Origin of the sequence: Rhodococcus sp. ENV425, from assembly GCF_002887785.1 — a bacterium.
Classification (GTDB): domain Bacteria; phylum Actinomycetota; class Actinomycetes; order Mycobacteriales; family Mycobacteriaceae; genus Rhodococcus; species Rhodococcus aetherivorans.
The window spans coordinates 1-13818 of the sequence record NZ_PCZU01000012.1 but is presented as its reverse complement, the minus strand read 5'-3'; the positions used below and the strand labels follow the sequence as shown (position 1 = coordinate 13818).

Below are 13818 nucleotides of genomic sequence, written 5' to 3'. Positions count from 1 at the left end.
ACCGGTGCACGGCCAGCATCGCGTCTGCCGGCACCGGTTCGGTCGGGACACATTCGGCGAGCCGGGCGCGTACCGCCTCGGGGTCCAGATCGGCGCCGATCACGACGAGCCGGGTGGTGGCAGGGACGTCGCCCGTGCGCCGGACGGGGTCGAAGCGGATGTGGTCGCCGACGGTGTGCAGCAGGTAGGTGCGCGTGCGTCCCCCGGCGACGACGTGGACGTACCCCTTGATGCGGAACACCCCGGCCGGCTGGTCCTCGAGGAAGTCGACGAGGGCACGCGGGTGCAGCGGGACGGGGGACTCGAAGTCGACGGCTTCGTAGCCGTCGTGCAGGTGCGTGTGGTCGCCGTCCTCGTCGTGTTCCTCGTACAGCAACCGGTCGAGGCTGAGTTGTTCGCCGGGTTGCGGCTCGGGGCGTTCGGGGATGTCGAACAGCAACGCCGGGTCGATGCGCCCGTGCACGGTGGACACGATCGCGGCGCGGTCGTTGAGGCGGCACAGCAGTTCGAGCAACTCGTCGTGGGCGTCGCCGTCGATGCGGTCGGTCTTGTTGAGCAGCACGAGGTCCGCGAGCGCGACGTGCTGATCGAGTTCGGGATGCCGGTCCCGGACGGTGCCGAACTCGGCTGCATCGACGACGAGGACGAGACCGCCGTAACCCACGTATTCGTTGCCCGAGCCGACGACGAGCCGGATCATGTTGCGCGGCTCGGCGAGTCCGCTGGCTTCGACGACGATGACGTCGATGCCGGAGGTACGGTGCGCGAGCCGGTCGAGCATCGCGTCCATGTCGGCGACGTCGACGGCGCAGCACAGGCAGCCGTTGCTCAGCGAGACCATGGAGTCGACCTGCCCGGCGACCATCATCGAGTCGATGTTGACCGAGCCGAAGTCGTTGACGATCACGCCGATTCGCGCGCCGCGGTTGTTGCGCAGCAGGTGATTGAGCAGGGTGGTCTTCCCGGAGCCCAGGAATCCTGCGACGATCACCACGGGGATCCGCTTGTTCGCCATGAGGCGAGCCTAGCGGTGCGTCCCGCCGGCCGGTCCGGGACGGGACGCACCACGGGCCTCGTCAGTTGCCCCGGCGGATCCATTCCTCGAGATGCGGGGACTCGGTGCCGATCGTCGTGCCGTCGCCGTGACCGGTGTGCACCTTCGTCTCGGCGGGCAGGGCGAACAGCTTGTCGCGGATCGAGCCGATGATGGTCGGGAAGTCCGAGTACGAGCGTCCCGTCGCACCGGGACCGCCGGAGAACAGGGTGTCGCCGGTGAACAGCTCGCCCGCCTCCGGCAGGTACAGGCACGTCGAGCCGGGCGAGTGCCCGGGGGTGTGGATGACCTGGATGTCGGTGCCCGCCACCGTGATCCGATCCCCGTCCGCGAGCGGCCGGTGCGCGACACCGGGGTGGGTCATCTCCCACAGCACGTCGTCGGCGGGGTTGAGCAGGATCGGGGCGTCGAGCTTGTCGGCCAGCTCGGGGGCGACGGTGACGTGGTCGTTGTGCCCGTGCGTGCACACGATCGCCACCACCTTCCGGCCACCGACGGCGTCGATGATCGGCTGCGCGGTGTGCGCGGCATCGATCACGACCACCTCGTCGTCGTCGCCGACGAGCCAGATGTTGTTGTCGACCTCCCACTCGCCGCCGTCGAGGGCGAAGGTGCCGTGGGTGACGACCCGATCGATACGCAGGCGGTGCCTATCCCCCGTCGCTCCGCTCGCCCCGGTCACAGGACCACCACCGAGCGCAGCACCTCGCCGCGGTGCATGGTCTCGAACGCCTTCTCCACCTGGTCGAGGGCGATGCGCTCGGTGACGAACTTCTCGAGCGGCAGCCGGCCCTGCTGGTAGAGGTCGACGAGCATGGGGAAGTCCCGCTCGGGCAGGCAGTCGCCGTACCAGGACGACTTGAGGGATCCGCCGCGGGAGAAGAAGTCGATCAGCGGCATCTCGAGGGTCATCTCCGGGGTGGGCACCCCGACGAGGACGACGGTGCCGGCCAGGTCGCGGGCGTAGAACGCCTGCTTCCACGTCTCCGGGCGGCCGACCGCGTCGATGACCACGTCGGCGCCGAAGCCGCCGGTCAGCTCCTGGATCGCCTCGACCGCGTCGACCTCGGCCCCGTTGATGGTGTGGGTAGCCCCGAGGTCGGTGGCCCACTCGAGCTTCCTCGGGTCCCGGTCGACCGCGATGATCTTGTTGGCGCCGGCGAGGCGGGCGCCCATGATCGCGGCGTCGCCCACGCCGCCGCAGCCGATCACCGCGACGGAGTCGCCGCGGGTCACCCCGCCGGTGTTCACCGCGGCACCGAGGCCGGCCATCACCCCGCAGCCGAGCAGGCCGACGACGGCCGGGTCGGCGCTGGGGTCGACCTTGGTGCACTGCCCTGCGTGCACGAGGGTCTTGTCGGCGAACGCGCCGATGCCCAGGGCCGGGGTCAGCTCGGTGCCGTCCTCGAGGGTCATCTTCTGCGTGGCGTTGTGGGTGTCGAAGCAGTACTGCGGGCGGCCGCGCTTGCAGGCGCGGCACTGCCCGCACACGGCCCGCCAGTTGAGGACGACGAAGTCCCCGACGGCGACCGAGTCGACGCCCGCACCGACGGACTCGACGACACCGGCGGCCTCGTGCCCGAGCAGGAACGGGAACTCGTCGTTGATGCCGCCCTCCCGGTAGTGCAGGTCGGTGTGGCACACGCCGCACGCGGCGATCGCAACGACGACCTCCCCCGGCCCCGGGTCGGGGATGACGATCGGCACGACCTCGACGGGAGCGCCCTTCGCGCGGGCGACGACGCCCCGGACCTGCTGTGGCATGACGGTGTCTCCTTCTTCTCGTGCGGTGCTCGCGCGACGTCGGCGACGTATCGCGGTATGCGCACACGCTATCGGCGGCGCGGCGCCCCGGTACCTGATCGAAGGAGTGGATCGACCTGACCGAAAGACCAGTCCCGCACTTTCGACCCCGAAATGCCGAAGTGTCGTTGATCGAGTACGGAAGTCCGGCTAAGCTTCGGTATGACCGCCCTCACAGGGCGCAGCGTCCAGGCGAGGCGACCCCTCGCAGGCCCGAGGAGTGCAATGTCGATCGCCAACACGGTGACCCTCCCCCACCCCCGCAGCGAAAGCTGGGACTGGCAGCTGCACGCGGCGTGCCGGGGCCACGAGTCGTCGGCCTTCTTCCATCCCGAGGGGGAACGTGGCCGCGCACGCGAACTGCGCGAGTACCGCGCCAAGCTCGTCTGCGCCCGGTGTCCGGTTCTCGAGCGCTGCCGCACCCACGCACTGGAAGTCGGTGAGCCGTACGGCATCTGGGGTGGCATGTCGGAGTCCGAGCGCCGCTCGCGCCGCGCCGCCGTGGATCGGTCGGCCCGGTGGGGCATGCTGGGGCGCTGACGCGACCCGCCTGCGCCGCGACGCGACGCAGGCGCCGACCAGGGAGGCACGAATGGACTCACCCGGCCACCCCGGCCCGCCGATTCTCGTCGTCATGGGGGTGTCCGGCTCCGGCAAATCGACCGTCGCGGCACTCGTCGCCGAGGCCACCGGATGGGACCTGCTCGAGGGCGACGACCTGCATCCGCGTGCCAACGTGGAGAAGATGGCCGCCGGCCGGCCGCTCAGCGACGCGGACCGGGCGCCGTGGCTCGCGGCGGTCGGCGCGTGGATCCGGGACCACACCGGCCGGGGCAGGCCGGGGGTGGTGACGTGCTCGGCGCTGCGCCGCCGCTACCGGGACGACCTCGCCGGCGAGAACGTGGTCTTCGTGCACCTGGCGGGCACGCGCGAGCAGATCCGGGAACGGCTCCGCACGCGGCGCGGCCACTACATGCCGGCCGACCTGCTGGACTCGCAGTTCGACACGTTCGAGCCGCTCGAACCCGACGAGGCGGCGATCGTCGTCGGCATCGACGCCGAGCCCGCCGACGTCGCCGCCGAGATCGTGGCGCGGGCGGCCGAGTGGACGCGCGGGACGGACGTCAGCCCGCGGCCTTGATCCCCGCCTCGGCGCCGAGCGCGGCCGCCTCGCCGCGGGTGCTCACCCCGAGCTTGCGGAGCACCGAGGCCACGTGGAACTTGACCGTCGACTCGCTGACACCGAGCCGCTCGGCGATCACCCGGTTCCGCCGGCCCGCGACGAGGTGCTCGAGCACCTCCACCTCGCGTGGCGCGAGGACCGCCAGCGCCTCGAGTGCGGGGCTGCCGGCCACGGGTGCGGGCATGTCGAGCGGTAGCCGGGCCGCGACCCGGCAGCCCCAGCCGGGCGTGGACTCGGCCTCCACGGTGCCGCCGAGGGTTTCGGCCCGGTCCCGTAGCTGCCGCGCGAGGTCGGCGGCGTCGGCCTCGCCGTCACCGTCGTCCCGGATGTCGATCAGCAGGTCGGTTCCGTCGCAGTTCCAGGCGACCCGGACGCGGCCGAGGTTCGCCTGCGCGGACATCGCGAGGACCGCGCCGCGGGCGAGGGCCCGGGCCGCATGCGCGACCTCGCCCGGCAGCGCCCGCCCGTCCACCGGCGGGGCGACCATCTCGAGGAGCACCTCGCGGTGCCGGAGCAGACCGCGCAGTTCACCGTGCAGCCTAGCGAAGGCGGTGGTCACCGCCTCCTCGGCGAGTTCGCGGTGCCGGTCGACGGCCGAGCGCAGCCCGATGAGGGCATTGGTGGCGGTTTCGCGTGCGGTGATGCGGGCCCGGGTGTCGTCGAGGTCCCTCGACCGCAGCGTCGCGAGGATCGACTCGAGCGTCATCGCATGGGCCTCGGTGAGCTCGGCAACGGTCCGTGCGCGTTCGGAGGAGGCGGCGCGGGATTCGGCGAGGTACGCCGGGCTGGCGTTGCGGACCTGCAGCTGGATGCCGGTGGCCACCACGGCGAACAGGGCCCGGACCAGCTCGAGGGGAATCGAGCCGGTGCGGGCACCGCCCGGGACGAGCACGAGCAGCGTGTCGGTGGCGTCGAGGATCGCCCACACGTCGCGGTCCCGGCCCGCGATCCGGGCCGGGCCGCGACGGATCTGCCCGGTCGCGAGTTCGCTTCGGACGCGGTCGAGTTCGGCGATGGTCACGCGGTCGACGATCGCCGGGTCGCCGGCCACCTTGCGGGGCCGGCCGGTGCATTCCCGCGTGAAGATCACCAGGGCGGTGTGCGGGACCAGGTCGGTGAGCAGCGCCGAGAAGCGCTGGCCGATCTCGGTGAGCGGCCCGACCAGTACGTCCCGCAGATTCGTGATCAGCGTGTCGGGGGCCGGGATCGGGGTGTTCACTCCGGTTACGATAGCGCGCGCGGCCCGGCGACCGGCCCCGCCGATCAGTGTGTGGCCACCGAGGCGGGTGTGTCGGCGGACCGGGCGTCGGCGGTGTGCGCCTCGAACCGCAGCCGTCCCACGGCGACGGCGGCGAGCACGAGGGCGCCGGCGACGAGCAGGTAGAGCTGGGTGGGCGACCAGTGCAGGTCGAGCAGCGCACCGGCGACGATCGGCGAGGCGATGGCCCCGAGCCGGCCGACGCCGATGCCCCAGCCGACGCCGGTCGCCCGCACCGACGGCGCATACACCGAGGGCGTGATCGCGTACAGGCCCGCGATGCACCCGTTGACGAACACGCCGATGAGGGCGCCGAGGGCGAACGCGACGACCACCGCGACGGTGGCGGGGACGAAGACCACGAGCAGAGCGCCGGCGATCACCATGTACGACGCCAGGACCCGCTTCAGCGCGAATCGCGCGGACAGCGCGCCGAGCAGCGTTGCGCCGAAGATGCCGCCGAGGTTCAGCAGCACGCCCCCGGTGATGCCCTGGTCGGCCGACAGGCCCGCTTCGACGAGCAGCTTCGGCGTCCAGCTCGTCACGAAGTAGAAGGCGAACATGGTCAGGAAGAACGCGGCCCAGACGAGCAGCGTCGAGCGACGCTGCCGCGGTGCGAGGAGGCTGCCGACCCTGACGCCGGACCGCGGCCCGGAATCGTCGGCCTGTCGCGGCGCGGGCAGCGCGGCGAGCGGCTGGTGCCCGGCGCGGACCGCGAACGCGTTGATGCGGGCGAGGGCGTGGGCGGGCCGCCGGGCGAGCAGGAAGTCGAGGGATTCGGGCAGGCGGAGGTACACGACCGGGATGATCACCGCGGTGCAGACGCCGCCGAACAGGAAGACGGATCGCCATCCGTAGGAGTTCTGCAGCACGACGGCGATGATGCCGCCGACGGTGGCGCCGACGGCGTAGCCGGTGGAGTTCAGGCTCACCGCCAGCGCGCGCCACCGGTTGGAGGCGTACTCGCTGGCGATGACGTTGCTGCTGGCGAGGATTCCCCCGATCCCGACGCCGGTGAGGGCGCGCAGCAGCCCCAGCTGCAGGGCGCTCTGGCTGACCGCGGAGGCAAGCATGCCGATCGACGCGATCCCCAGGCAGAGCAGGATCATGCCGCGGCGGCCGATCGTGTCGGCCCACGGCGCGAGGAACAGCGAGCCCGCGGCCATGCCGAACAGGCCTGCGCTGAGCAGCAGGCCGAGCACCGAACCGGACAGGCCCCACTCCTGGGACACCGACTGGGCGGTGAAGGCCATGACGAGCACGTCGAAGCCGTCGAGGACGTTGAGCAGCACGCAGATCGCCACCGCGCCCCATTGGAAGCGCGTCATCGGGCTGGTGTCGATGCGTTCACGTAGATCGATTGCCATGTATCGGGCCCCTGTTCGAAGGATGTGAGGCGAGTCACCTGCGAGGAGCGTGATGGATCGGATCACAACGAATCCACCCTCCTTCCGGATACCGGAAGGGCACCGCCCGACTTTCCGCCATCCGGAAGTCGGGTGGCGCCCGTCACGTGCCGCCCGTCACGGTGGAGGCATCCGCCGGTCGCTCGGACCGGAACCATCCCCGTGGAGACGAGACAACCATGACGAAGATCGCCCGGAACCAGTGGTATGTGGCCGCCTACGGCCGCGAGATCGACCGGGAACTGTTCGCCCGGACCATCTGCGACGAGCCGATCCTGTTCTGGCGCACCGAATCCGGTGAGGTCACCGCAATGTCGGACCGGTGCGTGCACCGCCGCTTCCCGCTCTCGCAGGCGCCGAGCCGCCTCGCGGGCGACACGGTCGTATGCGGCTACCACGGCTTCACCTACGGGTCCGACGGCGGCTGCGTGGCCGTGCCGGGCCAGAAGCGGGTGCCCCGCACCGCGCGACTGAAGTCGTACCCGGTGGTCGAGCAGGACTCGTTCGTGTGGATCTGGATCGCCGACCCGGACCGTCCGGCCGAGCCCGATCCGACCCGCATCCCCCGGGCGCCGTGGCTCGACGCGCCCGGCTACGCCGTGGCCTCGGGCATGGAGCCGCTGCGGGCGCGCTACAGCCTGCTCGTCGACAACCTGATGGACCTCTCCCACGAGACGTACCTGCACGGCGGCTACATCGGCACCCCCGAGGTGGCCGAGACCCCCATCACCACCGAGGTCGACGACGAGGCCGGGATCGTCTATGTCTCCCGGCACATCGCCGACGCGGAATGCCCGCCCTTCTACGCCGAATCGACCGGCCTCGAGGGCCGCATCACCCGGTGGCAGGACATCGAGTACCACCCGCCGTGCCTGTACCTGCTGCACAGCCGGATCGCGCCCGTCGGCGTGCTGCCGCCCGAGACCGGACCCGACAGCGACGCGTTCCACGTCGAGGTGGTCTACGCGATCACCCCGGAGACCGAACACTCCACTCACGATTTCTGGTCGGTGGCAAGGGATTTTGCGCTCGAGGACGAGAAGGTCACCGAGTTCCTGCGCGAGAACAACCGCACCGTCGTGCTGCAGGACGTCGTCGCGCTCGACCGGCTCGAACAGGTGCTCGCCACCGAACCAGAGGGGTACCAGGAACTGAGCATCAACATCGACGCCGGCGCTCTGGCCGCACGGCGGATCCTGCAGGCGATGACGGCGGGCGGCACCCTCGCCGAGACGAGGTAACCGATGTCCTCGCAACCGAACCGGATGCTGCGCGGGCCCAACGTGATGCGCGTCGTGTGGCTGCCCGGCTCCGACCGCCTCGAGGGAACGTGCCATTGCGGTGCCCGGCACGTCGCCGAGGATCCCGTCACGCTGTGGGACTGGCTGCTCGCTCATCCCGTCGGCCACGCCGACGCCCTCCCCCGGCCGCCCGAACCGACCCGCGAAGTCGCTCACGCGTAAGGACCCGACCATGACATTTCCGGAAAACAACTCCCCGGCAAACGAATTCGGCACCGACCTCGAAATCGTCGAGCGGACGGAACCCGCGGACGGCGTCGTCGCGTTGCGCCTGCGGCACCCGGACGGCGGGCCCCTGCCGCCGTGGAGTCCCGGCGCGCACATCGATCTCGTGCTCGACGAGGACCTCGTCCGTCAGTACTCGCTGTGCGGCGACCCGGCCGACACCGGGACGTGGCGCATCGCCGTCCTGCGCGAGGCCGACGGCCGCGGCGGCTCGCAGTACGTGCACGACAAACTCGCCGTCGGTGACCGCGTCCGCGTTCACGGACCCCGCAACAACTTCGACCTCGCCCCGGCGCCGCGCTACCTCTTCCTCGCCGGCGGGATCGGGATCACCCCGATAGTGCCGATGATCGCCGCGGCCGAGGCGGCCGGCGCCGACTGGTCCCTCGTCTACGGCGGCCGCCGCCGCGCCTCGATGGCGTTCGCCGACGACCTCGTCACCCGCTACCCGGGCCGGGTCACCCTCGTGCCGCAGGACGAACGGGGCCCGCTCGATCTGCCGTCGCTGCTCGGGGACCCGCGTCCCGGCACCCTCGTCTACTGCTGCGGCCCCGCCGGGCTGCTCGACGCCGTCACCACCGCCTGCGCCGACCGGCCCGCCGGGTCGCTGCGGATCGAACGGTTCGCCGCGAAGGAACAGTCCGCTCCGGTGCGCTCGGACGGCTTCGAGGTGGAGCTGGCCCTGAGCGGTACCACCGTCACCGTCGCGCCCGACGAGAGCGTCCTGGACGCCGTCGCCGCCGCGGGTGTGCAGGTGCTCTCGTCCTGCCGCGAAGGTACCTGCGGCACCTGCGAGACCACCGTGCTCGCCGGCACGGTGGACCACCGCGACTCCCTGCTGACCCCCGAAGAACAGGCCGCGCACGACACCATGCTGATCTGCGTGTCCCGCGCCGCCTGCCCCCGCCTGGTTCTCGAACTCTGACTGCCCGAATCCCGAGGTGACCGCCGTGACCGTCGCAATGCACCCGCCCACCCTCGACGACGACCCGTTCGACGACGCCGTCCTCGCCGACCCGTACGAGTTCCACGCCCGGCTGCGCGCCGCCGGACCGGTGGTGTACCTGCCCCGATACGACGTGTACGCGACGGGCAGGTTCGAGGAGGTCCACGCCTGCCTCACCGACTGGCGCACCTTCGTCTCCGGACGAGGGGTCGGCCTCGCCGACTTCGCCCACGAGACGCCGTGGCGTACCCCGAGCCTGCTGCTCGAGGCCGACCCGCCGGACCACACGGTGGTGCGGGCGGCCATGGGGGCCGTCGTCTCGCCGCGCACCGTGCGCGCGCTACGCGCCGGGTTCGAGGCCGAGGCCGACGCCCTGGCCGACGCGCTCGTGGCCCGCGGTGAGTTCGACGCCGTCACCGATCTCGCCGAGGTGTTCCCCCTGCGGGTGTTCCCGGACGCGGTGGGGATCCGCGAGGACGGCCGCGAGCATCTGTTGCCGTACGGCGCCATGGCGTTCAACGCCTTCGGGCCCCGCAACGACCGCGTGGAGAAGGCACTCGCCGCGTCCGGGCCGACGCAGGAGTGGGTCGCGGAGTCGTGCCGGCGGGAGAATCTCGCGCCGGGCGGGTTCGGCGCGCAGATCTGGGCGGCCGCCGACCGTGGTGACATCACCGCCGAACAGGCGCCTATGCTCGTTCGATCCCTGCTCACCGCCGGCGTGGACACCACCGTTCACGGCATCGCCAACACCGTCTACGCCATGACGCGGTTCCCCGGGCAGTGGCAGGCGCTGCACGCCCGGCCGGCGCTCGCGAAGTTCGCGTTCGACGAGGCGCTGCGCTGGGAATCGCCCGTGCAGACCTTCTTCCGCACCACCTCCACCGACACCGGGGTGGCCGGCGTCCCCATCGGCGAGGGCCGCAAGGTCCTGTTGTTCCTCGGCGCCGCCAACCGCGACGAACGGCGATGGGGACCCGATGCGCACGTCGTCGACATCCACCGCTCCGCCGGCGGACACGTCGCGTTCGGCATGGGCATCCACCAGTGCGTCGGTCAGCCGATCGCGCGGCTCGAGGCCGAGGTGCTGCTCACCGCGCTGGCACAGCGGATCCGGCGGATCGAACCGGCCGGGGATCCGGTGCCGCAGCCGAACAACACGCTCAAGGGCTGGGCTAGCATTCCGCTCAGAGTCGAACCGGCCTGACCGGAGCAGTTCCCGAGGAAGGGGTGAGCACACCGTGACCCCCACCGGCGCCGCCCGCCCGGCCACCGGTTCCGTCACGGTACGCGCGCTCACCCTCCTGGAGGCGTTCACGCGCGAGCAACCCAACCTGACCCTGAGCGAGATTTCCCGGCGCACCGGCCTGCCGCTCACCACGGTGCACCGGCTCGCCGGGGATCTCACCGAGTGGGGCGCGCTGGAACGCGACTCGTCCGGCCGATTCAGCATCGGCCTCCGGCTGTGGCAGGTCGCGGCGCTCGCGCCGCGCGGCACGCTGCTGCGTGAGCTGGCGCTGCCCGTGATGGAGGACCTGTCGCAGATCACCCAGGAGAACGTGCAGCTCGGTGTGCGCGAGGGTACCGAGGTGGTGTTCGTCGAACGCCTGCGCGGTCAGCGGGCGGTGAAGACCCTCACCCGGGTCGGCAGCCCCTTTCCCATCCACGCGTCCGGCCTGGGACTCGTGCTGCTCGCGTTCGCACCGCGCTCCGTTCAGGAGGAGGTGCTGGCCCGGCCGCTGGAGCGCTTCACCGAACGCACCCTCCCCTCCCCCGCCGAGCTGCGCCGGGTTCTGGCCGAGGTACGCCGCTCCGAGATCGCGGTGAGCGACCGGCAGGTGACGATGGAGGCGGTCTCCGTGGCCGCACCCATCTTCGAGCGGCCCGGCGTCGCCATCGCGGCGCTGTCGATCGTCGCCGCCGCGGACACCGCGCAGGTCACCGCACTGTCCCAACTGGTCCGCGCCGCGGCCCGCGCGATCGGCCGCTCCCTGCGGCCCGGCGGATTGACGAGCAGCGATGGGTGAACCCGCCCGCACCGTGCCGCGGCTGCTGCTCGACCGGGTGGCCCGCACGCCCCACGCGGAGGCATTCCGGCACCCCAGCGGCGACGACTGGACGAGCGTGTCGTGGACCGAGGTGGCCGGCCGGGTCACCGCCCTCGCCGCCGGGTTGATCGGCCGTGGAATTCGCCCGGGCGCGCACGTCGCCGTCTGCGCCGCCACCAGCTACGAGTGGATCCTCGCCGACCTCGCGATCGTGTGCGCCGGGGCGGTCACCGTGCCGGTCTATCCCGCCACCCCGCCGACGGAGGTGGTGGCACTGCTCCGGCACTCGGGCAGCGTGCTGACCTTCACCGACCGGCCGCTGCCCACCGCGCCGGTGCTGCACCTGGACCGGCTCGGCGAACTCGAGGCCGAGGGCCGACGGCTCCTGGCCGCCGATCCCGGAGCGGTCGCGGCCCGCATCGCGGGCGTGACGCCCGACCACCTGGCCACCCTGATCTACACCTCCGCCTCCGACGGCACCGCCAAGGGCGCGTGCCTGCCGCACGCCGCCGTCACCTACGAGGCCCGGGCCATGGCCCGCCTGGGCATGCTCACGCCCTCGGACCTGCAACTGCTGTGGCTGCCGCTCTCCCACGTCTTCGGACGTGCGCTGCTGTTCGTGGGCGTGCACCTGGGCGTGCCGACGATCGTCGACGGCCGTGCCGATCGGGTCGTGCAGCGCCTCGGCGAGGTCCGGCCGACATTCCTCGGGTCCGTTCCCCACGTGCTGGGCAAGATCCGCGCCGGCGTGGAGTCCGGTGCCGCGGATCTGGGCCGGTTGCGGTTCGTGATCTCCGGCTCGGCGCGGCTCGACCGTCCGCTGGCCGAGTGGTTCGAAGGGGCCGGCGTGCCGGCACTCGAGGGATACGGCCTCACCGAGACCGCGGGTCCGTGCTGCGTCAACCGCCCGGACAGCCGGCGCCTCGGTTCCATGGGCCGGCCGCTGCCCGGCACGCAGGTGCGCATCGCCGCCGACGGGGAACTGCTCGTCCGCAGCCCCGCCGTCATGTCCGGATACCACGACGACGCCGAGCGCACCGCCGCGGTCCTCGACCGCGACGGGTGGTTCCACACCGGCGATCGCGCCGTCGTCGACGACGACGGTTTCGTCACCCTGCGCGCCCGCAAGAAGGAGGTGTTCAAGACCTCCACCGGCAAGTACGTCGCGCCGGTCGCCGTCGCACGCCGGTTCCGGGCACTGTTGCCCGGCGCGGACCTCGTCGTGGTGGGCGAGCACCGCCCCTACTGCGTAGGACTGGTGGTCCCCACCTCGGGCCGGGCGATCCCCCCGGCCGAGGCCGCGGCCGCCGTCGCCCGGCTCAATGCGGAGCTCGGCCGCTGGGAACGCATCCGCCGGTTCACCGTGCTGCCCGCACCGCTGCCGCCCACGGAGGTCGACGCGCACGGACGCCCGCTGCGGGAGCGGGTGCTCGCGCGCTGCGCCGAGGTGGTGCGCCGGCTGTACGAGGGTTGATCAGGGGCGGTAGCCCGGCTCGGTGCGACCGGCGTCCCAGGTGCGATCGGCGTCCCAGGTGGACACCGCCCAGATCACCACCACGTCGATCGCGATGATCGCGAGCGACCATCCCGGGTAGTAGGGCAACCACAGGAAGTTCGCGATGATCGACAGCGCCGCGATGACGATCGCGGCGACGCGCGCCCACGTGGCTCCCGTGACGAGAGCGAGACCGATCACGGCCACGAGGATGCCCAGGATCAGATGCACCCAGCCCCACGCCGAGACGCTCCAGGAGAAGGTGTACTCCTGGCCGACCACGATGATGTCGTCCTTGGCGATCGCGGCGATGCCCTGCAGAACCTGCAGGACGCCGACCGTCGCGAGCAGGATGCCGGCCGCGATCGACGTGCCCGCGGCGAAGCCCTGCTTCAGGCCGGACCCCGTTGCAGGTCCACTGTCGTGGCGGACCGCGGCGGGGCCGCCGGCCTCGTGGGCACCACCACCGTGGCGCGCGGACGCACCCGCCGCTGCCGTGGAACCTGCACCGGCGGTGGCACCTGCACCAGCCGTCGAACCTGTGCCGGCCGTCGAACCTGCACCGGCCGTGGCACCCGCACCGGTTGGAGAACCCGGGGTAACGCTCGAACCTTCGGACACGACAGCTCACCTCTCCCGTTTTCGAAGCGATCCTTCACAGTGTGCGCCGCCGGACGAGAGCGTGGAGCAGGTTCCGAGGGTGAAAAATGTCGGCATTGCCCGGAGAAGGGGGCCGCCGCGGTGGGAGAAGGATCCGGAGAGTGCCGGAGGGAGTGGAGCTAAGGGGACTCGAACCCCTGACCCCCACACTGCCAGTGTGGTGCGCTACCAGCTGCGCCATAGCCCCGTGCAGAACAACCGTGCCACCCGCGGTGGCCTCTCACGACGAGAGGCGAGAGCATTCACTCTCGCCTCTCGCGGTGATGGTGGAGCTAAGGGGACTCGAACCCCTGACCCCCACACTGCCAGTGTGGTGCGCTACCAGCTGCGCCATAGCCCCGTACTCGGATCGTCACCCGGGATTCACTCCCCGGTGCGAGAAGAAAATTACACCATCGCCGTCGACGACAACAAATCGCCTGGTCAGTGGCGACGGTGCGGG

General features: G+C 71.6%; 14 protein-coding genes and 2 tRNA genes. 8 read left to right on the top strand and 8 right to left on the bottom strand.

Annotation, left to right across the window (positions count from 1 at the left end; genetic code table 11):
• The 3 genes from CQZ88_RS00630 to CQZ88_RS00620 all read right to left on the bottom strand — a co-directional run.
• A partial coding sequence (locus tag CQZ88_RS00630) for a GTP-binding protein (protein ID WP_102799089.1) occupies window positions 1-1015 on the bottom strand: 1015 nt, incomplete at its 3' end.
• 61 nt (window positions 1016-1076) lie between these two features.
• Complete coding sequence (locus tag CQZ88_RS00625) at window positions 1077-1736, bottom strand: MBL fold metallo-hydrolase (protein WP_102799088.1); 660 nt, start codon at window positions 1734-1736, stop codon at window positions 1077-1079.
• Window positions 1733-2818 carry an S-(hydroxymethyl)mycothiol dehydrogenase gene (locus tag CQZ88_RS00620; RefSeq protein ID WP_006940578.1) on the bottom strand — a complete coding sequence of 362 codons (1086 nt, stop codon included), beginning with the start codon at window positions 2816-2818 and terminating at the stop codon, window positions 1733-1735. The genes CQZ88_RS00625 and CQZ88_RS00620 overlap by 4 nt, the downstream gene beginning before the upstream one ends.
• A gap of 264 nt (window positions 2819-3082) precedes the next feature.
• Here CQZ88_RS00620 and CQZ88_RS00615 point away from each other — a divergent pair, with 264 nt between their 5' ends.
• Entirely contained in the window at window positions 3083-3397 is a 315-nt protein-coding gene (locus CQZ88_RS00615) for a WhiB family transcriptional regulator (protein ID WP_065922424.1), read from the top strand.
• A 52-nt stretch (window positions 3398-3449) separates the two neighbouring features.
• The gene (locus CQZ88_RS00610) at window positions 3450-3998 is read left to right on the top strand and encodes a gluconokinase (RefSeq protein WP_006940581.1); all 549 of its coding nucleotides are present in this window, start codon (window positions 3450-3452) and stop codon (window positions 3996-3998) included.
• Here CQZ88_RS00610 and CQZ88_RS00605 read toward each other — a convergent pair.
• Both CQZ88_RS00605 and CQZ88_RS00600 read right to left on the bottom strand, forming a co-directional pair.
• Window positions 3982-5259, bottom strand: coding sequence for a LuxR C-terminal-related transcriptional regulator (locus CQZ88_RS00605; RefSeq protein WP_102799087.1), 1278 nt, complete (start codon window positions 5257-5259; stop codon window positions 3982-3984). The two genes, CQZ88_RS00610 and CQZ88_RS00605, sit on opposite strands and share 17 nt — an antisense overlap.
• Before the next feature lie 44 nt (window positions 5260-5303).
• Window positions 5304-6665 carry an MFS transporter gene (locus tag CQZ88_RS00600; protein WP_102799086.1) on the bottom strand — a complete coding sequence of 454 codons (1362 nt, stop codon included), beginning with the start codon at window positions 6663-6665 and terminating at the stop codon, window positions 5304-5306.
• 218 nt (window positions 6666-6883) lie between these two features.
• Here CQZ88_RS00600 and CQZ88_RS00595 point away from each other — a divergent pair, with 218 nt between their 5' ends.
• Genes CQZ88_RS00595 through CQZ88_RS00570 form a run of 6 tightly spaced genes read left to right on the top strand, consistent with a single transcriptional unit; the run spans window position 6884 to window position 12695 of the window.
• The gene (locus CQZ88_RS00595; protein WP_006940588.1) at window positions 6884-7945 is read left to right on the top strand and encodes an aromatic ring-hydroxylating dioxygenase subunit alpha; all 1062 of its coding nucleotides are present in this window, start codon (window positions 6884-6886) and stop codon (window positions 7943-7945) included.
• Window positions 7946-7948: 3 nt separating this feature from the next.
• Complete coding sequence (locus CQZ88_RS00590; RefSeq protein ID WP_006940590.1) at window positions 7949-8167, top strand: hypothetical protein; 219 nt, start codon at window positions 7949-7951, stop codon at window positions 8165-8167.
• A 10-nt stretch (window positions 8168-8177) separates the two neighbouring features.
• Window positions 8178-9155 carry a PDR/VanB family oxidoreductase gene (locus tag CQZ88_RS00585; RefSeq protein WP_102799085.1) on the top strand — a complete coding sequence of 326 codons (978 nt, stop codon included), beginning with the start codon at window positions 8178-8180 and terminating at the stop codon, window positions 9153-9155.
• Between the two features lie 25 nt (window positions 9156-9180).
• The gene (locus tag CQZ88_RS00580; RefSeq protein WP_006940594.1) at window positions 9181-10380 is read left to right on the top strand and encodes a cytochrome P450; all 1200 of its coding nucleotides are present in this window, start codon (window positions 9181-9183) and stop codon (window positions 10378-10380) included.
• A gap of 34 nt (window positions 10381-10414) precedes the next feature.
• On the top strand, window positions 10415-11200 hold the full coding sequence (locus CQZ88_RS00575; RefSeq protein ID WP_102799084.1) for an IclR family transcriptional regulator: 786 nt from the start codon (window positions 10415-10417) through the stop codon (window positions 11198-11200).
• A complete protein-coding gene (locus CQZ88_RS00570) occupies window positions 11193-12695 on the top strand; it encodes a long-chain fatty acid--CoA ligase (RefSeq protein ID WP_006940597.1) in 1503 nt (500 codons plus the stop codon). Before CQZ88_RS00575 ends, CQZ88_RS00570 begins: the two co-directional genes overlap by 8 nt.
• Here the strand turns inward: CQZ88_RS00570 and CQZ88_RS00565 are convergent, their stop codons facing one another.
• The 3 genes from CQZ88_RS00565 to CQZ88_RS00555 all read right to left on the bottom strand — a co-directional run bounded on the left by CQZ88_RS00565 (window position 12696) and on the right by CQZ88_RS00555 (window position 13716).
• Entirely contained in the window at window positions 12696-13112 is a 417-nt protein-coding gene (locus CQZ88_RS00565) for a hypothetical protein (RefSeq protein ID WP_029544516.1), read from the bottom strand.
• 378 nt (window positions 13113-13490) lie between these two features.
• Window positions 13491-13563, bottom strand: a tRNA-Ala gene (locus tag CQZ88_RS00560).
• A gap of 77 nt (window positions 13564-13640) precedes the next feature.
• Window positions 13641-13716, bottom strand: a tRNA-Ala gene (locus CQZ88_RS00555).
• Between the last annotated feature and the right edge of the window lie 102 nt (window positions 13717-13818).